Raw genomic sequence first — 21362 nt, 5'->3', positions numbered from 1 at the left:
TCGGCGTAGGCTTCCGCGCATGCTGACCGAGGTGCAGGCGGGACCCTATACCGTGCGCGGCGTGTCCGTGGGTGGCGTGTACACGTCGCTCCTGGTGCCGGAGTTGGGGGTGCTGCTCGACGCGGGCATCCCCATCCGCTCCTTCGCCACCACGGACCGCATCTTCCTCAGCCACGGGCATGCGGACCATGCGAGCGCGCTGGGCTCGCTGCTGGGCATCCGCGCGCTCGTGGGCAAGGGGCCGCCGTTCGTCTATCTGCCGGCGGAGATTGAAGCGCCCGTGCAGGAGGCGCTCGCCGCCCTGGGGCGCCTGCACCGGATGAAGTCGGAGGTCCGCACCGTTCCCCTGCGCCCCGGTGACACCGTGAAGGTGCAGCAGGACGTGTGGGTCCGTGCCTTTCGCACGCACCATCCCGTGCCGTCGCTGGGCTACCAGTTCCTCCGCCGCGTCGCGAAGCTCAAGCCGGAGTTCCGCGAGCTGCCTCCGGCGGAGATTGGCCGCCGTCGCCAGGCCGGTGAGCCGCTGTTCGATGAAGTCGAGCGGCTGGAGCTGGCCTACTGCACGGATACCCTCTCCAACGTGCTGGAGCGCCAGCCGTCGTTGTTCGACAGCCGCGTGCTCATCCTCGAATGCACGTTCATCGACGCGGAGCGCACCGTGCGCGACGCGCAGGAGCGGGCCCACATCCACCTGGAGGAGATCGCCTCCATGGCGGACCGCTTCCAGAACGAGGCCCTGGTCCTGATGCACTTCAGTCAGGCTTACAGCCCCGCGCAGGTCCACGCGACGCTCCAGGCCCGTCTGCCGGCGTCGCTGCTCGAACGCGTGCGAGTCTTTGCTCCTGACGCCGGCCGCTGGTTCGGTTGACCGCGGCGCCGGCATGACCGGAGGCCGCCATGACGTCCGCATCCACCCGCCACGTCCTCATCGCCGGAGCAGGCATTGGAGGCCTCACGCTGGCCTGTGCCCTCCAGCGCGCGGGCCTTCGCGCCACGGTGTTCGAACGCGCCGACGCGCTGCGCCCGGTGGGCGCGGGCATCATCGTGCAGATGAACGCCGCGGTCGCCCTGCGCCGCATCGGCTTGTGTGACGCGGTGGTCGCGGAGGGCGAGCGAGCCGAGCGGACACTCATCCTCGATTCGACGGGCGCTCGTATCACCGCCATCGATGTGCGCTCGCTCCAGGAGGAGTTGGATATCCCGATGGTGGCCATGCACCGCGCGCGCCTCCAGGCGGTCCTTCGCGCCCACGCGGGCCCGGAGGAGGCCGTGCGGCTGGGTGTCAGCGTGACGCGCTTCGAGGACGACGGCGCCCGCGTGACGGTGACGCTGTCCACTGGCGAGACCGTCACCGGCGACGTCCTGGTGGGCGCGGATGGCCTGCGCTCCGCCGTGCGGACCGGCCTGCTGGGCGCGCAGCCGACGCGCTACTCCGGCTACACCAGCTGGCGCGGTGTCTGCCCGGGGGCGGACCTCGTGGAGGCGGGCCAGTTCACCGAGACGTGGGGACCCGGGGCCCGCTTCGGCATCGTGCCCATCGGCCATGGCGAGGTGTACTGGTACACCACGCTGAACGCGCCCGCGGGGGCGGAGGATGCGCCGGGTCAGACGCTCGCCGTCCTCCAGGAGCGCTTCGCCGGATGGCACGCGCCCATCGCGAAGCTGCTCGCGGCGACGCCACCCGAGCGCGTCCTGCGCACGGACATCCACGACCGTCCGCCGGTCTCTCGCTGGAGCCGGGGCAGGGTGACGCTGTTGGGTGACGCCGCGCATCCCATGACGCCGAACCTGGGGCAGGGCGGCTGTCAGGCCATCGAGGACGGCGTGGTGCTGGGGGAATGTCTCGCGGCGCCGGGCAGCGTGGAGGACGCACTGCGTGCATACGAATCCCGCCGGGTGGAACGTGCCAACGCGCTGGTCGTGCGCTCACATCAGGTGGGACGTGTGGCCCAGTGGGAGAATCGAGCCGCGCGCTTTGTCCGTGATGCACTATTCCGGCGAGTCCCGCAGTCGGCCGCGAGACGCCAGCTATGGACGCTGGTCCAAGGCGTGAGCTGAGACGTATCGGGCTCTATAGAGTTTGTCTTTGCCAGGAGAGCGAGCAGCCTGCCCTGGCGGGGGGAACTCATGCAGACGAAGCCCACGCGGCTTGCCGCCCTTGTTCTTGTGTCAGCGGCTCCCTGTCAACGCGCTGAAACACCGGCAGCCACCGCGCCGCCAGTCGCTCCCAATGTCGTCACCGGTACGCCGGATGCCGGAACCGGAGACGTCAACGCCCGCATCCAGAGCGTCCTCGGAGAACCCGCGAAGTACGAACAGGCCTTCGCGGCGTTCCAGAAAGCGGTGGCCGCGCACGACGCGAAGGCGGTCGCGGCCCTGGTGGCGTATCCCTTCACCGCGAACGTGGGCGGCAGGAAGGTGAAGCTGCCCGACGCCGCGGCGTTCGTGAGGCACTACGACGTCATCGTCACGCCGGCCATCGCCAACGTCATCACCCGGCAGCGCTACGCGGACCTCTTCGTCAACGCCGACGGCGTGATGTTCGGCCAGGGCGAAGCGTGGCTCAACGGCATCTGCAAGGACGCCGGGTGCAAGGACTTCGACGTCCGGGTGATCGCCATCCAATCCGCGAATTGATCAGGACCGTGAGACGGAGTCGAGGAATGGCAGGACGTGGGGCAGCACCTTGGGCGCCTTCGCCCAGGCGCCGCCGTGGTCGGCGTGCTCGATGGTCGCGAACGCCGCGCCGGCCCGCTCCGCTACGGCCTTCATGGAGTCGTGGTACGGGTCCGTCACGCCGCAGTACAGCAGCCCCGGCTTGCCGGATTGCTCCAGTGCCTCATCCAGGCCCGCCGACGTTTCACAGGCCTTCATGCACAGCCGGAGCGCGTCCAGGTCTCCCGCGTCGATGGCCGCCGCCAGCTCCGGCGCGCGCCGTGCTCCCAGCAGGAGCACCTGGAACCAGTCCACGCGGGTACCGGGCTTGAGCTGCTTCTCCATGGCCGCGTAGGCCACGGGCAGGCCCACCACCGGATCCCAGCCGCCCACCACGTAGGACGCCAGCCGCTCCGGCGCGAAGGACGCCAGGCCACACACCGTCCAGCCTCCCATCGAGTAGCCCCACGCGTGGGCCCGGTCGATGGAGAGCGTGTCGAGCACCGACAGCGCGTCCTCCACGCGATGCTTCAGCGCATAGGCCTCCAGGTCGTGCGGCGTGTCGCTCTGGCCATGCCCCAGCGAGTCGAACGTCACCACCGTGTACGCATCCGTCAGCGCTGGCAGGTATCCCTTGAGCGACCAGTGCGAGCCCAACTGGAGCAGGCCGTGCAGGAGCAGCAGGGGAGGGCCGTGGCCCTGGACCTCGTAGTGGATGCGGCGGCCGGACTTCGTCGCGAAGGGCATGGCGTGGTGATTCCCTACAGGCCCGCGACCTTCGCTGCGCGGGCCACCGTGAAGCCGAAGTCCACCGTCTGCCGGGAGCGCGCTGGCACGTTCAATTCGAAGCGCACGATGCCCTCGGCGCTCACCTTCGTGGGCGCGGGCTTCGCGGCGTCCTTGAGCAGCGCCACCTCCACGGCCTCCACCTCCGACACCGGCATGCGCTCCTCCACCGCGAGCGCCGTGGGCTTCGCGCCCATGTTGGAGATGAACAGCTTCACCTTCTGCGTGCGGGTGCGCCGGCCGGTGATGCGAGCGACCTCCTCGCCCACGTCCACCTGCCGCGACACGCGCAACGAGTCCTCGCTGCCGAAGCCCAGCTTCACGCGCTCGCCCCGGCCCGCGAACTTCAGCTGCGCGCGGCCCACGTAGCCGCTGTTGCGCACCAGGTCCACCGGCCCCGCGAGCAACACCGCCGGCCCCGTGTTGTCGAACTTCGCCACGCGGTGCACCAGCGGTGACTGCTCCGGGCAGGCCACCAGCTCCGACGTGGCCGGCGACGTGAACGCGAACAGCGCCACGCGGTGCGCCTCGCCGTCCGACGGCACCGTGGCCTTGTGCGGCGCGGACAGCGTCACCGCTTCGCCGCCGTCGTCCATGCCGGGCAGCGCGTCCGCCGCCTTCGTCGCTCCCGCTTCGCCCGTCTCCTGGAGGGACTCCTCGCGCATGGAGACGTCCACCACCTGCTTCTCGCGCGACGTCTTCTCCCGCAGGAAGAGCCAGTCCTCCGTGAGCCGGGGCGGCGTGGCGCCCAGCGTGGGCCGCGCCGTGGAGAAGGCCAGGGTCACGTCCTTCCACGCCTCGCCGGTGTTCTGCCAGACCACGGCTTCGCACTCCAACTTCACCGAGGACGCCTCATCCGCGAGACCCAACACCGCGCGGTAGGCCGGCCGCCACGCGGCGCACGGCACCAGGTAGCTGAGCGTCAATGTCGCTTCACCGCCCGCGGCGTGGCTCACGTCCAGTTCAGCGCGCACGTCCAGCCTGGGCTCCGGCATCTCCGTGCGGGACAGCACGTCGCGGGACTCCTGGATGTGCTGCCGCTCCAGGCGACCCAGCTCACGGCGGGCCTGCCGCAGTTGATCGTCGGTCGCGGTCTGCTCCTGGCGGACCGTCGCGAGCTGTTCCTTCCATCGCGCAGGATCCGCTTCACCGGCTCCGGTGCGCTCGGAGATGGAACGGAGGATGTCCCGGCGCGCGGTCTCCAGCAGGCCGTGCTTCGCCTCCAGGCGCCGCACCTCCGCCTGGGCGCGCGCCAGCACCTGCTCGCGTTCGAAGGCGCGGCGGGCCAACTCCGAGTGGTGCTCGCGCAGGGCTTCGGGCAGCACCGCGCGCATGGAACGGCGCAGGCTGGCCTGGGTCACCATGCCGCCGGTGAGCTTCGCCTGGAGCGAGCGGTCCACCGCCACCGCCGGCAGCCCGTCCACCACGAGACGGCAGGGACCCGGCGGCAGCGTCACCGTGCCGCTGCGCTCGACGAGCGCCCGGTCCTCCAGGACCGTCACCTTGATCAGGGGCAACAGAATGGAAGTGCGCATCACGTCCTCCGGTTCCCGCCGTTCAGCATCTTGCTGGCGGGCAGCTTCACGACCCACGACGCCTTCATCGAACGCTTCTCTCCAGCGGGGACGCTCACGCGCCACACCCGCTCGCCCTCCACCGCCTCTTCACCCGGCAGCGGCGAGGCCTTCTGCCAGGGCGGTGCCACCTCCGCCTCCTCCACCTTGATGTCCTTCTGGGATTCGGGGACCGCGCTGATCCGCTCGGAGATGGCGATGTTCGCGGCGCGCGAGAGGTGGTTGGCCACCTCCACGGAGACGTGGTGCGTGAGCACCGTGCTGTTGCCGAACATGCCGCCCGTGGCCTCGTCGAAGCGGGTGTTGCGCGCCACCTGGAGCGCTTCCTCCACGCCCAGGCCCAGCCGCTGCGTCTCGCCCGGCCCCAGCGTGGGCATGGGCGACGTCATCAGGAACTCGTCGCCGAGCGTCACGTCCACAGGCCCCGCGAGCAGCGGATGCGGCGAGGCGTTGTCCATGCGCACCGTGCGGAAGACCCGCGGCTCCACGGAGGGCACGCACACGTATTCGGCCTTGAGCACCAGGGGCACCGTCAGCATCGGCACGGTGTGCCACGCGCCATCGGACGGCACGTCCGCGACGGCGTCCGAGTCGAAGCGCGCATCGAAGTGGCGGGCGGAGTCGTGCGGCGGCACGGCCCAGGTGGGGGGCGCCACGCTGTTCACGGACTCGGCGATGACGAAGGCCTGGGCCTCCAGGCGCACCACCTCCACCTGCACGTTCACCGACGTGATGGACAGCATCGCCTGGGAGACGAGCGCGGAGCGGGGACGCAACCGGCCGCGCTGCGCCTGGGAGGCCGCGGAGGCCAGCGTCAGCGAGTCGTAGTCGAACAGACGGTCCGCCGGCTCCAGGCCGGCCGCGCTCCGGAGCTCATCGTCGGCGCCACCCTCTTCTTCGTCCATCGACATGTCCGCCATCGGGGCGCCATCGAGGTCGTCCTCCTCGACCGCGCGCTTCTTGCTGCGCATGCGGTCGCTGCCGCCACCGCCGCGGGCCCCGGGCATTTCCTGTGCCGGGATGGCGCCGGTGACGTTGCGGCGGGACGCCGAGGGACGAACCGCTCCCAGAAAAGCCCCCGAGGACTTCGGTGCCGGCGCCATGGGCGCTGGCGGAGGAGGCGCGGACATGCTGGGCGCTGCTCCTGGCGCGCCTCCGAACGAGGCCGACTCCTTGTAGAGCTTCTCCTGCTCGTAGGCGCCTTCACTCATGATCGGCGCGGGCGGAGGCTGAGGCTTGGGAAGGACCGGCTCCGGGCGGGCGACGTGCAGGGCGTCGTAGCCCGCGAACAGCTCCTCCAGGCCCGGCGCGGGTTCACGCCACCCCGAGCGCGCGGGGGCAGGCTGGCTGCGGCCGATGCGCAGCGACTTCAGCTCCGGCACCTCCGCGCGCCGCTCCAGGCTCGCGGTGGAGACCGCTAGCCGCACACCGCTCCAGTCCTCGCCGGTCCGCTGGACGACGGCGGCGCGCATGCGCAGCGTGCCTTCCTCCAGCGTGCGCGGCAGGCGCAGATCGTAGGTGGGCACCCAGCGCGCACCGGCCACCGCGTACTCCAGCACCAGCCGCGCGTCCGCGTTCGCGGCGATGGGGCCGGACAGCGTCAGCAGCGCCGCGCGGAACAGCCGGGTCCGGTCCACGCTCTTCGCGGAGGACAGCTCCTGGACGCGGCGGCGGCGCAGCTCCAGCTCGTTCGTGGCGTCGCGGTGCTGGCGCGCCAGGTCCAGCTCCTGGGCCTGCAACTCCGCCAGCTCCGAGTCCACGAAGCCGGTGAGGGACAGCATCGAGGACAGCGGCGCCTCGCGTGGGAGGTGGCCCTTGCGCGGGGCCGGCCAGGTGGGCGTCAGCCCGCGCAGCGCCGAGATCTCCGCGCGAACCCGCTCCAGCCGGCCATGCACGGCCGCCAGGATGGCCTCCGCCGCTTCGAGCGCGTGCTGCTCCGCGGGCAGCGCCGACTCCGGCGGCATCCGCACGTCGAACGTGGGCTTGAGGTCGCGGACGAGGAGGTCCGACGGCCCCTCCACCACCCGGGCGCGCAGCGAACCCGTGCGCAGGGACAGTGGCAGGCCGTCGATGCGGACCTGGCCGGGCAGGCGACCGTCCTCGGGCGAGAGCACGAATGCGCGCGTGCACAGCGCGCCCTCGGCGTGAACGGTGACGGATTCCAGGACGGACGACACGACTCTCATGGGCCCCCTCTTCCGTGGAGAGGCCCGCAGGCTACCCCGAGGCCGCCGCGAATGGCGACCGGGGAGAAGAGGGGGCAAGGCTTTCCACGGCGCGGATCACGCACCGCGCCGTGGGGCACCGGGCGACATCAGAACGCGCGGTTCACGGCGTACGCGCAGATCATGTGCTCGGCCTTGTACGTGTTCGCGCCGGGGAGGCCGTCAATGGGGCCGGTGTAGCCAAAGGACCGGCCCACCGTCTGCACGCGGGTCCAGTAGATGGAGCCGGGGATGCCATCGTCCTCGGAGGAGGTGCGAGGGCCGCCGCGCCGGTTCAGTTCGCGCGCGGTGATGCGCACGCGGATCTTCTCCGTGTTCGGCCCCGTGACGCCGTCGATGGGGCCCGTGTAGCCGTAGTCGCGCCTGCCCACCGTCTGGATGCGCTTGTAATAGATTTCACCCGGGATGCCGTCGAACTCGGTGGTCGTCTGCGGCAGGCTGCTCGAACCGCCGCCCGGAGACTGGCCGCCGCCGGCGATCTTCCCGCCCGCGTAGTCCATGGACCAGCCCAGGTATCGCGCGCCCGTCTTCGACGAGTAGCCGGAGACGCTGTTGACGCCAATCGCATCCCCCCACGACTGGGAGAGGTTGTACGTGGCCATGAACACCGTGCCGCCGCCGCCGTTCAGGTCCGCGCCCACGTGGCCCGCGGAGCCGATGTCCCACCAGTGGAAGGCCCCGGTCAGCGCCTTGGACGCGTCCGTGGAGACGATGCGCGAAGCGCGGTAGGCCTCGATGGCGGTGGGGCGCACGGCGGAGTCCGGAAGCTGCCCGAAGCGGACCATCAGCGAACCGCACCACTGGTTCCACGAACCACCGTCGCGCTTGGGATTGGCGGCGGCGTACGCGCGCGCCCGGTCGTAGATGGGCGAGTTCGCTTCGCCCTCCACCGTGCCAATGGCAGACACGTCCATCCCAGGGGCTTCCAGCTCCGGGCCGCCGCAAGCGGCCAGCATCAGGCCCGCGGACACGAGCAGGGCAGGGGACCACGTCATCCAGTTCGAGCGAATCATCTGTCTCCAAGGGGGGATTCAGCGAGGGTTGGAAAATTACGCTGAAGTCTAGCCAGGCCTGATTTGCGACCTTGAGCCCGTTCCGTTGTCGCGGTGGGGCATGCAAAGGTTTCCACCCATGCGAACGTCCTGGCTTCGTCTGTCGTGGGTGCTGTTGCTTTCCGCCTGTGCGACCACGCCGTCACCGCCGCCCGGCGGCACGGCGGATCCACTGCACCAGGTGAGCCGGGTGCGGGTGGCCCCGGAGGTCGAGCTGGAGGTGCTCGACTACGGCGGCAAGGGTCCGGCGCTGGTGTTCCTGCCGGGCCTGGGCAGCACGGCCCATGTCTTCGACGTGCTGGCGCCGGAGTTCATCGCCACGCACCACGTCTATGCCTTCACCCGGCGCGGCTTCGGCGCGTCGAGCTGGCCGGCCACCGGCTACGACAGCGCGACGTTGGGGCACGACGTGCTGGCCGCGATGGAGGGCCTGGGGCTCGCGAAGGCGACGCTCGTGGGGCACTCGCTCGCGGGGGATGAGCTGAACTGGATGGGGCTGAATCATCCAGAGCGCGTGGAGGCGCTCATCTTCCTGGACGCCACGGACAACAAGGGAGAGATCGCCGAGTTCCTGAAGCCGGGCCCGTTGCCGCCGCTGCCGTTCACCGTGCTCGACGGGCAGCCGTCACGTGAGGCGGTGACAGCGCTGCTGGCGCGCGACCTGGGCGGACCGTTCCCGCCGCACGAGATTGATCAGGCGTATGAGTTCGACGCTGGCACGGGCGCGTACCTGCGCTACCACCGCTTGCCGGAGGCCACGGAGCAGTGCATCCGGGGCGCGGCCTTGCCGGACTACGCGAAGCTGCGGGGCCCGGTGCTGGCCCTCTCCGACGGCCAGGCCTTCGCGGGGTGGGTGGCGTTTCTGTCCCAGGCGGAGAACGTCCCCGCCGACCTGCGCGAGCGGGCGCGCGCGTTCCTTCCGGAGCTGAGCCAGCACGAGGCCGCCCAGGACGCCCTGCTCAAGAGCCTGCCAAACTGGAAGCTCGTGACGCTCCAGGGCGCGGGGCACTACCTCTGGCTTCCGCGACATGCGGGGGTCGTCTCCGAGATGCGCGCGTTCCTCGCGCGGTAGGAACGCATGGAGTCGGGTGTTGATGCCTAACGTGACCGGATTCTCGAAAGAGCACCACCATGGCGAAACTTTCCCTGAAGAATGCCCGCGCGCTCCAATCGTCCTTCAAAGGACGCATCACGTCCTCGCACGAAGCTCAAGCAGAGTTCTACGACAAGCCCACGGTCCTTGTTCCTGAGTCGACTGACGACGTTGAGAAGGCACTGCGCCTGGCACAAGCCGCCAACCGGCGCGTGTTCATTCGAAGCGGCCACAGCCTATCGGCCTCTGATGTGAGCAAGGTGGGCACTCCTGAGAGCAAGGAGGCTGCCGCGATCGTCAGCATGGAGGCATTCCGAAACGTCGACGTCGGTGAACAGCGGGTCACCGTCGGGGCCGCGGCGACAACGGGCGATGTCGCCAGGAAGCTGATCAACAAGGACCTCTTCCTTCCGCTCGATGACAACCCGACACAGAGCATTGTGTCGGCCGTTCTCAGCATGGACTCGTCACCGTTTCTTCGCAGCGGAGCCGGACTCCTCCCGCTCCGCGGCGCTGTCGTGGAGGCCGAGGTCATCCCGACCGAAGGCCCCGGCGCAGGCGTCACCAAGACGTTCCACAACAAATCGCTTCGCGATCTTCTGGCCGGCCGTCGCCGCGCGGTCATCACGAAGCTTGTTTTTGACGCCGCAGCCTCGAAAACGGATGAATCCGCCCGCTGGACGCAGGCCTGGATGACGTCCTATGCGCCAAAGGGCTTCGCGGCTTTGTGTGACGCGCTCTTCGGCGGCGGATCCTCTGTCCCTGAGCACGTCGACCTGAGCGTCCGCGTGACGTCGGCCGCGTATTCGATGAGTCTCATCGTCGTCCGCGCCACGGGGCACGACGCCGCCGACAGCGAGGCAACCGAAGCGGTCGTTCAAGCTGCCTTGAGTCGTGCAAAGCTTACCGTCCTCGATTCCAATCGGGTGACGAGTCCTGGCTCCAGCATCGCCGCCTGGGTTGCGACGGGCCCGAACGCCGCGGCACAGGACGAAACGCTGAGGCGGTTTGGCAGCAACCCCGTGCCGCGGCCATTCGCCAGGTTCCGGCAAAAATTTCTTGATGCCGTGGACTTCGCTATCGGCGTTAGCGCCCGCACCGGTCGCGAGCGTGCACCCGGTATCCGAGCTTGGGCCGAGCTTCAGCTCGCGCCGGGCAGTGACGTGGTCGCCCGCGCGCAGATTTCCGACGCGAAGGCTGAGAAAAAGGTCGCTCAAGAGGCGCGGCGGCGCATGGCCGCGGCCATCCCCGCCGACAAGGTTTCGCCCACGGCCGCGGTCAATAAACGAGCGTTGGTTCGGCGCGCCTCCACCAGGGTTGCGCTGCGCGGCGTCAAGGTCTTGCCTGCGCTCTCATCTACGCCTGGCTTCGACCTGGTCTCCAGCAACCGGGCTGGAAGCGACAAGATTCCTGGCTTTGAAGGTGAGGTGTTCGATAAGTCGGACGGCGCCAGCTATCTTGAGGCAATCCATCAGTACGCTGTCTCGTCATACTCGTCGCAGGTCGTGGACGCGCGCATGACCCCGCGGTTCGTCGCAATGGCGGAGAACGCCATGGATGTGACGACGGCCGTTGCGTTCGCCGCGATGAACAACCTCAAGGTCGTGGCCAGGTCTGGCGGGCACCAATACTGCGGCCTTTCGTCGGGCGGCAAAGACACCCTGCTCCTGGACATGACGCTCTTTGTGGATGTCGAGTTCTTGCCGTCCACGGGCACGCCGACCCAGGTCACGGTGGGGCCGGGGGTGGCGCTGAAAGACTTGTCAAAGAAGCTGCTGGAGAAGGGCGTCGCGATACCTCATGGCGAGTGCCCACTCGTAAGGCTCGGGGGGCACGTACAGACGGGTGGTATCGGCCACCAGCTTCGCAGTCTCGGCGCAACCTTGGATTGGGTTCGCTCATTCAAGATGGTGACGCGCGATCCGGGGTCGCCCGGAGCCGACGTATACGTAGAGCGTGAGTTCACCCGGCCTCAATCCGGAGGTGGCACGGGTACGCCGACAGACAGCGACGTGTTCAGAGCCGTCCTCGGCGGCGGCCCGGGCAGCTGGGGAGTCTTGACGGAGATCACCTTCGATCTGGTGCCCGACGACAAGTACCCCAATTCGGAAGGTTACTCTTATACATACCTGTACCCGTCTGGTAGGGATGGCTTCCGCGCCGCGATGGGTCAACTCCAGCGGTGGGCGGAGCGACAGGCGGAAGGCACGCTGCCGCTGGGAATCGACCTCTTTCTCAGCGTCGTTTCAGGCGACTTCAACCAACTGCGACCAGCCGTGCTGCTCGTGGAAGTCATGTGTAGAGACAAGGCGGGTCTGGGGGAAATCAAGGCCGTTGTGGAGGCGATCGAGGAGGGCGCCGCGTGTGCCCCCATTGCCCGCCCGATCAATGGTCCAGCCAGGCTCTCGACCATCGCCGATACCGGCGTCCGCGAGATCGGTGTGTTTGGTCTTCCCGCGAGCGGCCGTGAGTTCGACTTGCCGTATAAGAAGTCGCTCCACATCACAATGAAGCCGTTTTCGGACGCTTTCCGTGACCGCTTCGTTGACCTTGTCAACGCGACCTACGAGCACGATGGCCTGAAAGTGGTGGTCCAGACGGTCGTCGGCGGCGGCGAATTCAGCGCGAATGGGCAGAAGAAGGTGACGCACATGCAGCGGCGCGATGCCCTCGTACAGCTCGTCTTCGACGTGTTCTACAAGTCCGGACACGAGGCCGACGCCGAGAAACTCCAAGCCGAGATGAAGTCCTTGCTGAAGGAGTTTAGCGGAGGCGAGGACGTGCGCATGAGCTGGGGCACTTTCGAAGACGCGAACACGAACAGCCAGCAACTCGACATGAGCCGGAGCCAGGTCCAAAGCCTCTACTACGACTCCAAGGCCGATTACGAATGGCTGCGGAAAATCAAAAAATACACCGATCCCAAGGACGTTTTTCACACGTCCTTCACCGTGCAGCTGTGAGGTCGCCCGCAATGCGTTGGAGAGTCTTTGTCTGCCCCGCCGTCCTGGTCCTGAGCGCCTGCTCGGAATCATCCGATCCCGACCCCACTCCCAGGCGTCCGCTGAAGGCGGTCCTGTTCCCATACATCCCCGACTCCGCGGGGGACAGCTTCGCCAGCCTGGAGCAGCGGCTGGAGTCCGACTTCGAAGCGGCCCATCCGGACATCGACCTGGACGTCGTCTTCGACGCCAACCTGGATGTCTATGACCTGGATGAAGGCGGGACGCTGAACCAGTTGCTCGGCACGGGGACCGGGGCCGCCCAGGTGGTGGAGGTGGACACGCTGATCCTCGGCTCGCTCGCGGAGAAGAAGTGGATCCAGCCGGTCGCGCTGGAGGCGGGCGTCGTGCATTCCGCGGCGGAGGAGGCGGTCCGCATTGGCGGTGCGAACTACGGCGTGCCCACCTACCTTTGCACCAACGTCGTCTATTCGCGGACCACGAACATCCGGTCCGCGACGGACAGCGCCTCGCTCGTGCGAATCCTTCGCGAGGCGGCGCCCGGCAAGCGCCCGTTGGCGACGAACCTCGATGGGAGCTGGACGCTGCCTTCCTCGTACATCGATGCCTGGGCGGACACGCATCCGGGGGATGCGCTCGCGAGCGCCATCTCGCTGCCGCTCGACTCACCGACCCTGAACGCGTTCGCGGACGTCGTCGACAGCTGCTCGCTCGAAGCGGGCGTCAATCCGTGCCTGGATGGCAGCTACGCGGACAACACGGTGGCGGAAGTGGCCTTCGCCCAGGAGCAGGCCAACGGCTTCATGGGCTACACCGAGCGCCTGTTCTACATCCTCCAGTCACAGCCCTCCATGCCGCTCCCGGAGGTCATCTCGGTCCCGTTGGGCGCGGGCTCGGCGCCGGCGGTCTTCGTGGATGCGCTGGTGCTCAACGCGAACTGCACGGGGACGTGCGCGGAGGATGCCCGGGCCTTCACGTCGTTCATGCAGGCCCCCGAGACGCGCAGCCTCATCGCCTTCAGTGAAGACGGCCCCCAGGGTACCCGGCCTCGCTACCTGCTCCAGGCCAACCGCGCCTTCTATCAGCAGGAGCCCGCACGCTCCGACCCCATGTACCAGCAGTATGAAACCCTCCTGAGCGGAGCGCGGCCCTATCCCAACCAGCGCTTCCCGGAGAACCGGAAGGCGCTCCAGGCGGCCCTGCTGGAAGCCCTCCAGTAACGCCGGGCGGGCAGCGTCTGGCACATGGGCGGGCGAGCCCCCATCGTTGAAGGGGGAAGAGTCCGTCCCCTCCACGCGTCCCATGGCCCGCCTGCACGACAGCCCAGCGCATCCGTCTCCACGTGGCCCGCCACCGGAGTACAGCAGCCTCCTCGACGCCGTGCTCGCCAGCATGGGCGAGGGGCTGCTGGTGGCGGATGAGCACCAGCACCTCGTGTTCATCAACCCGATGGGGGAACACATCCTGGGCATGGGGCCCACCGACGAGCCGGTCAGCCGCTGGCCGGCGCATTTCGGGCTCTACTTGCCGGACCAGGTCACGCTCTATCCGTCCGAGCGCCTGCCCATGAGCCGGGCGCTCCGGGGGGAGACCGTCAGCCGCGCGGAGGTCTTCCTGCGCAATACCTCAAGGCCGGCGGGGACCTGGCTGCACGTCAGCTCCAGTCCGGTTCGCGACGGGGCCGGCCAGGTGCGCGGTGGCGCCTCCGTCATCAGCGACGTCACCGACTTCAAGCGGGCCGAGGACGCGGCGCGCGAGGGCGAAGAGAAGTACCGGTCGCTCTACAACACCACGCCCGTGATGATGCAATCCATTGATCCACGCGGGCGGCTCATCAGCGTCAGCGACTACTGGTTGAGCACGTTGGGCTACGCGCGCGCGGAGGTGCTCGGGCGCGAATCGGTGGAGTTCCTCACGCCGGAGTCCCGGCGGTACGCCCGCGAGGTCGTCCTGCCCGAGTATTACAAGACAGGGGTGTGCAAGGACGTGCCGTACCAGCTCGTGAAGAAGGACGGGCAGCTCATCGACGTCCTGCTGTCCGCCATCGTGGAGCGGGACACCTCCGGCAAGATGGTCCGTTCGCTCGCGGTGCTGAACGACGTGACCGAGCGGAAGCGAACGGAGGAGGCGTTGCAGGAGAGCGAGCAGCGGCTGCGCGCCATCCTGGACAACGCGCCGACCGTGTTCTTCCTCCTGGATACGCAGGAGCGCTTCCTCTTCGTGAACCGCGAGTGGGAGCGGCTCTTCCACCGCACCCGGCAACAGGTCGCCGGCAGGACGGTCTTCGATGTCTTTCCCCGGGACATCGCGGAGACGCTGCACCAGGCCAACCGGGACATCTTCCAGAGCCGGGTCCCCGTGCAACGGGAGGAGCGGCTCCCGCACGACGATGGGATCCACGTCCACCTCACGCAGAAGTTCCCGCTCCTCGACGCCAATGGGGTTGCCTACGCGCTCTGTGGAGTCGCCACCGACATCACCGAGCGCAAGCGGATGGAGGTGTCACAGCGGTTCCTGGCCGAGGCGAGCAGCGAGTTGGTGGCCTCGCTCGATCCTGAAACCACGCTCCAGCGCGTCGCCGAGCTGGCCGTGCCCCTGCTGGCGGAGCTGTGTGTCTTCTTCGTGCGGACGGACGGCGTGGGTCTGCGGCCGGTGGCGGTGGCGGACCGTTCGCCGGCCCGCGCCGCGAGCGTACGGGAGTTCCTGCGACGCCATCCGCCGGAGCCGGAGTCCCTCCACGGTCCAGCCCGGGTGCTGGCCACGGGAGAGTCGGAGGTCTCCGAAGCGTCACAGGGCCTGTGGGATCCCGACGAGCTGCCGGAGGACCTGCGGCCGCTCGACGACCGGCCTTCGCTCGGCGTGCCCCTCCAGGCGCGGGGCCGCACCCTGGGCGTGCTGTATCTCCTCTCTCCTGATCCGGGGCGCACGTATTCACCGGCGGAGCTGGCCTTGACGGAGGAGCTCGGCCGCCGGGCTGCCTTCTCCATCGACAACGCGCAGCTCTATTGCTCGGCGCAGGAGTCCATCCGCGCGAGGGACGAATTCCTGTCCATTGCCTCCCATGAGCTGAAGACCCCGCTGACCTCCATGCGGTTGCGGGTGCAGCAGATGGAGTCCGTGCTCGTGGGAGCGCGCCCCCTGTCCCCGGAAAGGGTGAAGCGGATGCTGGAGGTCTTCGAATCCCAGCTCCAGCGGCTGTCGCATCTGGCGGAGCACCTGCTCGACGTCTCCCGCGTCAACGAGAAGCGGATCGACCTGCACCTGGAGGAGATGGACCTGATGGCGGTGGCGCGGCACGTGGCAGGCCACGTCGCGGAGCAGCTGCAGAAAGCAGGCTGCGAGTTCGAACTGGTGGCCCGGGAGCCGGTGTGGGGGAGCTGGGATCGGCTGCGGCTGGAGCAGGTCATGCTCAACCTGCTGACCAACGCGATGAAGTATGGCGCGGGTCATCCCATCCGGATGGAGGTGGCGAAGCACTTGGGGAGGGCGCGGCTCACCGTCGAGGACCAAGGCATGGGCATTCCGTTCGAATCCCAGGCACGCATCTTCGAGCGCTTCGAGCGCGCCTCCTCACGCAACTACGGAGGGCTCGGCTTGGGGCTCTTCATCACGCGACGCATCGTCGAGGCGCACGGTGGAAGCATCCGCGTCGAGAGCGAGCCGGATCACGGCGCGAAGTTCATCGTGGAACTGCCGCCTCACGCGGCCTAGCTCGCGTCCTGGCGGACCACGGCGGGCGTGGGCTCCACGTCCAGGGGACGGCCCATGCAGTCCTCGCCGTCGTCGGGCGCCGAGGTGCTCTTGGGCCGGTACTCCCAGTGCCACGGCTCCGACGCCACGGTGCGGCGGAAGCCGAAGCGGCACGCGTTGCCCGCGAGCCAGTCATACGTGGGGGACGCTTCCTCGCTGCCCACGACCAGGTCCACCGCGAGCCCGCGGTTGTGATTGGAGCGGCCCGGCCGCGCGGCCTTGGGCCCCAGTCCCTTGCGGTAGCGGCGCCACAGGAAGCGCTGCTGCTGATACGAACGCCACCCGCTCGTGACGAGCAGGGGCTGCCCCGCCGTGCGCGCCGCCTCCGCCATGCGCTCGAAGGCGGACGCCGCGTCGCGGTGGAGACGGTGGCCGGTGTGGATCCGTACCAGGCGCGGTGCCTTCGCCTTGGCCCTGCGAACCTTGGCTTCCTTCGCGAACCCGACGGGTGCCAGCAGACAAATCAGGAGCGCGAGGCCCCAGCGGAGCAGGGGAGAGGACATTCTTCGGAGGTCCAAGCAGTGGGCGAGGACCTGAGGCTGACGCCTTTATTCCGCTCTGAAAAGCAGGCGGGCCTGCGAGCGCTTTCCGCTCGTATCCGGTCGCCCGGACGCTCCGTGAGCCCTAGAAGAGCTTGAGCTGCGCGTCGGGTGCGGGCGCGTCCTTGGGCGGCAGCACACTGAAGCCGTTGGCGCGTGCCCAGGCCTCGCTCGGGCCCTTCCAGTGGTGCGCGTCCATGCGCGCGTGGCCCGCGTCATCGAAGGCGACGCCCTCGGCCTCCAGCAGCTCGCGCTGGCGGTGGCCGGAGGTGCTGATGCCTCCCGTGCGGTTGATGATGCGCTGCCACGGCACGGCCGACGCTCGCGACCCCAGCGCCGCCATCGCATGGCCCACGGTGCGCGCATCACAAGCCCCGCCGACGATGGTGGCGATGTCTCCGTAGGTGGCCACCTGTCCGGAGGGCACCTGTTCGCAGACGCGGTAGATGCGCTCGTACGGGTCCTGCGTGTCGGTGGGGGATGTCATCGGGTCTCCGGGCTGGGGCTGCCAGAATCCTACTCATGGCATCCACCGATGCACGCGAAACCCGAGGCGTCCGCCGAGGCCATTCACCTCAAGGGTGCTTCTTCGTTTCGGTGAAGACCGGTTCGTTCCGCCGGATGCGTTCGAAGATTTCGCCGTGGTCGATTTCGCCGAGGTCGATGTCCCAGAGGCCGGGCATCAGGAAGGCAGAGGCCCACGATGCGGCTTCCTCACCGGAGCGCCCGTTCTCGAAGCGATGCTCCGTGCGGAGTTCTCCGTAGCAAGCGACCTCGTGATCATTCTCATCCAGGAAGCGCGTCTCCAGGTTGCCCGCCACGATGAGACTCTCATCGTTGTAGACGCCCTGGATGACGTCCCGGACCACCAGGTCGCCCAGGACCAGGAAGTTCCCCGACGTCCGCAGCCCCTTGGCGACACAGCGGCCCAGGACCACGATGGTGGAATCCGGTCCGCAGTCGTCCAGGAATCCATCGACCTCCAGGTCGCCCAGCACGAGGAGGGGACAGGTGACGAGCAGCGAGCCGGGAGCCTTCGCGTTGCCCGTCACGACCGTGGCCTTGGACAGCGACGCATCCAGTACGGCGTCCACGGGCTCAAGCAACTCGCGCATCACCACTGCGGCCAGGCCGACATGCGACACGGGCCCGGGACACAGCGCCTTCGCGAGCGCGGCGGGCTGAAGGGGCGCGTCCTTGGGGAACGCCCTCCCCAGGGTCGTGACCAGGGGCGTGCCCTGATGGGAGAGCGCATCCCGGAGGGCACCGTCCAGTCGGGCGAGCGTGGCCTCCGCGCGCGGAAGGAAGTCGTTCTTGGAAAGGAGCATGGTCATGCCGCCACGGCCTGTCGTTCCTTCGAGGGTGCACCGGCCTGGTTGAGCACTGCCCATTCCTGGCGCAGGCGCTCGTACAGGGCATTCAACGGCTGGCCCGGCGCTTCGTACTGTCCGGCGTGGTGCTCCACGACGTGACGCAGGAGCACGTAGCAGATGGTGGCCGCGCCCGCGCTCTCCACCGCGGTGAATTGGGCCGTGTCCGTGAACCAGAGTGTGGTGGGCATCTGACAGGCCTGCGTGCCCGAGGCCACCAGGTGCGCACCGGGCTTGAGCCACGGGTGCTTCGCGAACAGGTTGGGCCGGTCCACCGTGAGCGCGGAGATGAGGTTGGAGATGCGCCGGTCCTTGAACCGCGAGTCCCCATACACCTGACCGAACACGAGCCCGCGTACCCGCTTCATGAACACCTGGGTCGTCAGCGCCAGCAGCGACGTCGCGCGGAGCACCAGCATCTGCGTGAACTCCGGCACGGTGAGCTTCTTGAACGACGGCCAGACGTCCAGGTCCATCTGCCGCTTCACCAGCGTGATGACGTCCGTCAGTCGAGCACGCACCCAGACCAGCGCCGTCGCCACCGACGCCGTCAGCACGCCGGGGATGAGGTAGAGGAAGTAGTCCTTGGGCTCCCAGTTGCCCTCGCGAGCGGTCTCGAACCCGCGCCACGCGAGGATGCCGGCGGAGAGCAGGGTGAGGAAGAAGAGGCCGTAGGCCAACCAGGAGACGCCGTTCAGCGTCACCCAGCCGCGCTTCGTCGGGTTCTCCGGAACGTTGTACATCTCCGGGCTCTGCACGCTGACGTCGGAGATGAGCAGCGTGGGCGGCGGATCCGCCCGGTTGAACGCGAGCAGCAGGCTGTCGATGCCCTGGTTGTCGTAGATGCCGCCGTCCATCAGTGGCAGGCCGTTCTGGAAGCCCGGGCCCAGCGCCGCCTGCGCGGTGGCGAGCGGATAGCCCTGGGGCCAGTGGAACTGCTGCGGGAACACCAGCGGTTCAAAGCCGCCCGGGAAGCACGACGACGCGGCGGCGATGTCCGCCAACCGGACGTGGCTGGCCACCGGGCGAGGCATCCGGTAGCCGTTGTTGCCCAGGATGGTGAGCGGTTTGTTGCTGCGCCGGAAGCGGAAGTCCAGGCCGGTATGGAACTCGGTGGTGTTGAAGATGGCCTCCTGGAACTGGAGCCCGCTTGCGTCCAGGACCTCGCCGAAGCGCCGGTCGCCCAGGAAGTCGGGCCGGGCGTAGACCTCCGCGGCGGACCGGATGAGGCTGGCCCAGGCATGGCTGCCGTGGTCGCGGTTGGAGGTCAGCCCCGTCAGGGCCTCCGCAATCACATTCGTCTGAAGCAGGTACGCCGAGAATGCCTCGTGAAACGCCTTGAACGGCTTGCCGTCCAGCTGGCTCACCACCCAGGCCAGGCCCGTGAGCGTGCCACCGGACACCGTGGACAGGCCCACGACATCGGACAGGAGTCCCACGGTGTCGAGGAACCGCAGCGTCCCCAGGTGGAACGCCGCCGCGCGGTAACCCCCACCGGACAGAGACAGCGCGAGCGGTCCGAGCGGACCGTGTTTCTCTGTGACAGGGGGCGTGGCGTCTTGGCTCATGGGGCTGGGGTGCGGCGGAGAGGACGGCGGGAGCTTAGGCCAGATGCGCACTGGCAGTGCCACCCTGAGCCCCCAGGAGGCAGGCGGCGCCGTTACGCCTCACCGCGCGGACTGGCGGGAGCCCTCCGCGGCGTCCAGGTGCCCCTTCAGGAGCGCGTTGACGCGGTCCGGGAAGCGCAGGGGCACGCCGTGCGAGGCATGGGGGAGCTCCACGAAGCGGGCGCCAGGAATTCCCGCCGCCAGGGCCTGACCGGCGGTGGGGGGCGCGATGGGGTCGTGCGTGGCGCTCACGACCAGGGTCGGCAGGCCCGCCAGCCCCTGGAGGAACGGGGTGGCGTCCGCGCTCCGCATGGCCCGGAACTGGCGCATCGCCACGGGAGGCTGGTCCGCGAGGTCATGGTCGAACAGCTCCGCGAGTTGCTCCGCCAGGGCGTCCTTGTCGGCGTGGGCCAGTTCCTCGGGCGCCAGCACCATGCGGAGGAAGGCGTGGCGCCGCATGCGCCGCGTGCCCACCTGGGTCCGCAGGCCCATGAGCAGCAGGCCCGGCGTGAGCCGGGTGGGCACCGCGCCCGTCGCGAACGTGCACAGCAGCGCGAGGCTGCGTACCCGCTCGCGTGCGTGGTGCGCGAGGTACAGCGCCACCAGCCCGCCCAGCGAGTGCCCCATGACGTGCGCGCACTTCCAGCCCTGCGCGTCCATCAAGGCGAGCACGTCGCCGGCCATCATCTCCACCGTGAGTGCATCGCCTGGCGGCTGGCTGGATCCGAAGCCCCGGTTGTCCAGGCAGAGACACCGGAAGTGGGATGCCAGGCCTTCCACCTGCGGCCGCCACCCCGTGGCGCCGACGCCGACCCCCTGGATCATCACCACCGGAGGACCGTCTCCCTCCACGAACCAGCTCAGCGTGCAGCCCCGGTGCAGGGTGCTGTGTCGGAGGTAGGCGAGGCTCATGAGGGCTCCTGAAGCAGGGAGGCGCGAAGGCTATCCTGTCCCCGGGGTCACTGTTGCTTCGCGTAAGCGTTGGGGCAGGCTCTCCATCCCATGCCAATTTCTTCCTCGCATCATCGCAAGGTCGCCTCGACGGCACTCTTCTGCGCGGGACTCGCGCTGGGCTGGCCCCTGTTCGCGGGCGCGAAGCTCCAGGGTGGGGTGTGTGATCCGCTGAATGATGAAGCCGACGGCATCCGGGTTCGGCTCGTGTCGGCCACCGCGGATGGCGTCTCCATCATCCCCGCGCAGGGCACGGGCCCCATTGGCGCCGTCTACAACGTGTGGGCCGTGCGGCCGGAGGCGGGAGCGACCGGCGATTTCGCGAGGGCCATGCTCTTCGAAGCCGAGCCGACGGAAGGCACGGGAGAGCTCTACCGGAACCTCAGCCTCCAGAGGCAGCCATGAGGAGGCTTGGCATCGTGCTCGCGGGCATGCTGACGAGTGCCCTGGCCTCCTCGCTGTTGACGGCCTGTTGTCCGGATCGCCCCCCTCGCGTGGTCTTCAAGCTTCCCTTCGGAAACTACGGAGTGACGACGCCCACGGCGGACACGAACTATCGCCTCTTCCTCTCCGAGGACGGCGTCACCGTGGTGGAGACCTTCGAGCGTGGGGGCAAGGCCTACCGGCAGGAGTATCGGGTGACGGACCGGCAGCAGACCGACATCTAAGGCCAATGCCGGTCAGTTAGGGCGAGGGCGCTTCACCCACTTCTTGTCGTAGTTGCTCATCTTGATTTTTACGACTCGTGGGAAGCGCCTCTCGCTCCTTCGTTCCGGTAACAGCAGCAACCCCAGGTG

The 21362-nt window shown here is 68.6% G+C and carries 18 protein-coding genes; 9 read left to right on the top strand and 9 right to left on the bottom strand.

The window, feature by feature from the left end:
- The first annotated feature begins 19 nt into the window (after positions 1–19).
- The 3 genes from D7Y11_RS17995 to D7Y11_RS17985 all read left to right on the top strand — a co-directional run bounded on the left by D7Y11_RS17995 (position 20) and on the right by D7Y11_RS17985 (position 2637).
- Positions 20–868, top strand: coding sequence for an MBL fold metallo-hydrolase (locus D7Y11_RS17995; protein WP_120574262.1), 849 nt, complete (start codon positions 20–22; stop codon positions 866–868).
- Positions 869–897: 29 nt separating this feature from the next.
- Positions 898–2058, top strand: a complete 1161-nt coding sequence (locus D7Y11_RS17990; protein ID WP_126934288.1) for an FAD-dependent monooxygenase — start codon at positions 898–900, stop codon at positions 2056–2058.
- Between the two features lie 69 nt (positions 2059–2127).
- A complete protein-coding gene (locus D7Y11_RS17985) occupies positions 2128–2637 on the top strand; it encodes a hypothetical protein (protein ID WP_126934287.1) in 510 nt (169 codons plus the stop codon).
- On the opposite strand, the gene D7Y11_RS17980 is transcribed toward D7Y11_RS17985, so the two are convergent.
- The 4 genes from D7Y11_RS17980 to D7Y11_RS17965 form a co-directional block, all read right to left on the bottom strand.
- Positions 2638–3402 carry an alpha/beta fold hydrolase gene (locus D7Y11_RS17980; RefSeq protein ID WP_126934286.1) on the bottom strand — a complete coding sequence of 255 codons (765 nt, stop codon included), beginning with the start codon at positions 3400–3402 and terminating at the stop codon, positions 2638–2640.
- 14 nt (positions 3403–3416) lie between these two features.
- A complete protein-coding gene (locus D7Y11_RS17975; protein WP_121751424.1) occupies positions 3417–4976 on the bottom strand; it encodes a mucoidy inhibitor MuiA family protein in 1560 nt (519 codons plus the stop codon).
- Positions 4976–7201 (bottom strand): DUF4139 domain-containing protein, encoded by a 2226-nt coding sequence (locus D7Y11_RS17970; protein WP_121751423.1) that lies wholly within the window; start codon positions 7199–7201, stop codon positions 4976–4978. The genes D7Y11_RS17975 and D7Y11_RS17970 overlap by 1 nt, the downstream gene beginning before the upstream one ends.
- A gap of 128 nt (positions 7202–7329) precedes the next feature.
- Positions 7330–8253 (bottom strand): hypothetical protein, encoded by a 924-nt coding sequence (locus tag D7Y11_RS17965; RefSeq protein ID WP_233604794.1) that lies wholly within the window; start codon positions 8251–8253, stop codon positions 7330–7332.
- 118 nt (positions 8254–8371) lie between these two features.
- On the opposite strand from D7Y11_RS17965, the gene D7Y11_RS17960 reads away from it, so the two are divergent.
- From D7Y11_RS17960 to D7Y11_RS17945, 4 genes are all read left to right on the top strand, one after another.
- Positions 8372–9364: an alpha/beta fold hydrolase gene (locus D7Y11_RS17960; protein WP_121751422.1), complete on the top strand. Its 993-nt coding sequence runs from the start codon at positions 8372–8374 to the stop codon at positions 9362–9364.
- Between the two features lie 59 nt (positions 9365–9423).
- The gene (locus D7Y11_RS17955) at positions 9424–12348 is read left to right on the top strand and encodes an FAD-binding protein (RefSeq protein WP_126934285.1); all 2925 of its coding nucleotides are present in this window, start codon (positions 9424–9426) and stop codon (positions 12346–12348) included.
- An 11-nt stretch (positions 12349–12359) separates the two neighbouring features.
- Positions 12360–13568 carry an extracellular solute-binding protein gene (locus D7Y11_RS17950; RefSeq protein WP_126934284.1) on the top strand — a complete coding sequence of 403 codons (1209 nt, stop codon included), beginning with the start codon at positions 12360–12362 and terminating at the stop codon, positions 13566–13568.
- Between the two features lie 82 nt (positions 13569–13650).
- Positions 13651–16059, top strand: a complete 2409-nt coding sequence (locus tag D7Y11_RS17945) for a PAS domain S-box protein (protein ID WP_120574253.1) — start codon at positions 13651–13653, stop codon at positions 16057–16059.
- Here D7Y11_RS17945 and D7Y11_RS17940 read toward each other — a convergent pair.
- From D7Y11_RS17940 to D7Y11_RS17920, 5 genes are all read right to left on the bottom strand, one after another.
- Entirely contained in the window at positions 16056–16601 is a 546-nt protein-coding gene (locus tag D7Y11_RS17940) for a D-alanyl-D-alanine carboxypeptidase family protein (RefSeq protein WP_120574252.1), read from the bottom strand. The genes D7Y11_RS17945 and D7Y11_RS17940 overlap by 4 nt on opposite strands.
- Positions 16602–16722: 121 nt before the next feature.
- On the bottom strand, positions 16723–17124 hold the full coding sequence (locus D7Y11_RS17935) for an MGMT family protein (RefSeq protein WP_121751418.1): 402 nt from the start codon (positions 17122–17124) through the stop codon (positions 16723–16725).
- Between the two features lie 88 nt (positions 17125–17212).
- Complete coding sequence (locus tag D7Y11_RS17930) at positions 17213–17971, bottom strand: hypothetical protein (protein WP_126934283.1); 759 nt, start codon at positions 17969–17971, stop codon at positions 17213–17215.
- Complete coding sequence (locus D7Y11_RS17925) at positions 17968–19575, bottom strand: patatin-like phospholipase family protein (protein ID WP_233607322.1); 1608 nt, start codon at positions 19573–19575, stop codon at positions 17968–17970. Before D7Y11_RS17925 ends, D7Y11_RS17930 begins: the two co-directional genes overlap by 4 nt.
- A gap of 99 nt (positions 19576–19674) precedes the next feature.
- The gene (locus D7Y11_RS17920) at positions 19675–20526 is read right to left on the bottom strand and encodes an alpha/beta fold hydrolase (protein WP_126934282.1); all 852 of its coding nucleotides are present in this window, start codon (positions 20524–20526) and stop codon (positions 19675–19677) included.
- Positions 20527–20616: 90 nt separating this feature from the next.
- On the opposite strand from D7Y11_RS17920, the gene D7Y11_RS17915 reads away from it, so the two are divergent.
- Together D7Y11_RS17915 and D7Y11_RS17910 are read left to right on the top strand one after the other, a co-directional pair.
- Complete coding sequence (locus D7Y11_RS17915) at positions 20617–20970, top strand: hypothetical protein (RefSeq protein ID WP_126934281.1); 354 nt, start codon at positions 20617–20619, stop codon at positions 20968–20970.
- The gene (locus D7Y11_RS17910; protein ID WP_126934280.1) at positions 20967–21233 is read left to right on the top strand and encodes a hypothetical protein; all 267 of its coding nucleotides are present in this window, start codon (positions 20967–20969) and stop codon (positions 21231–21233) included. The genes D7Y11_RS17915 and D7Y11_RS17910 overlap by 4 nt, the downstream gene beginning before the upstream one ends.
- Positions 21234–21362 lie beyond the last annotated feature (129 nt).

Source organism: Corallococcus sp. AB018 (assembly GCF_003986945.1).
Lineage (GTDB): Bacteria > Myxococcota > Myxococcia > Myxococcales > Myxococcaceae > Corallococcus > Corallococcus exiguus.
The sequence above is the reverse complement of the archived record's forward strand: the minus strand, read 5'-3'. Positions and strand labels throughout refer to the sequence as shown.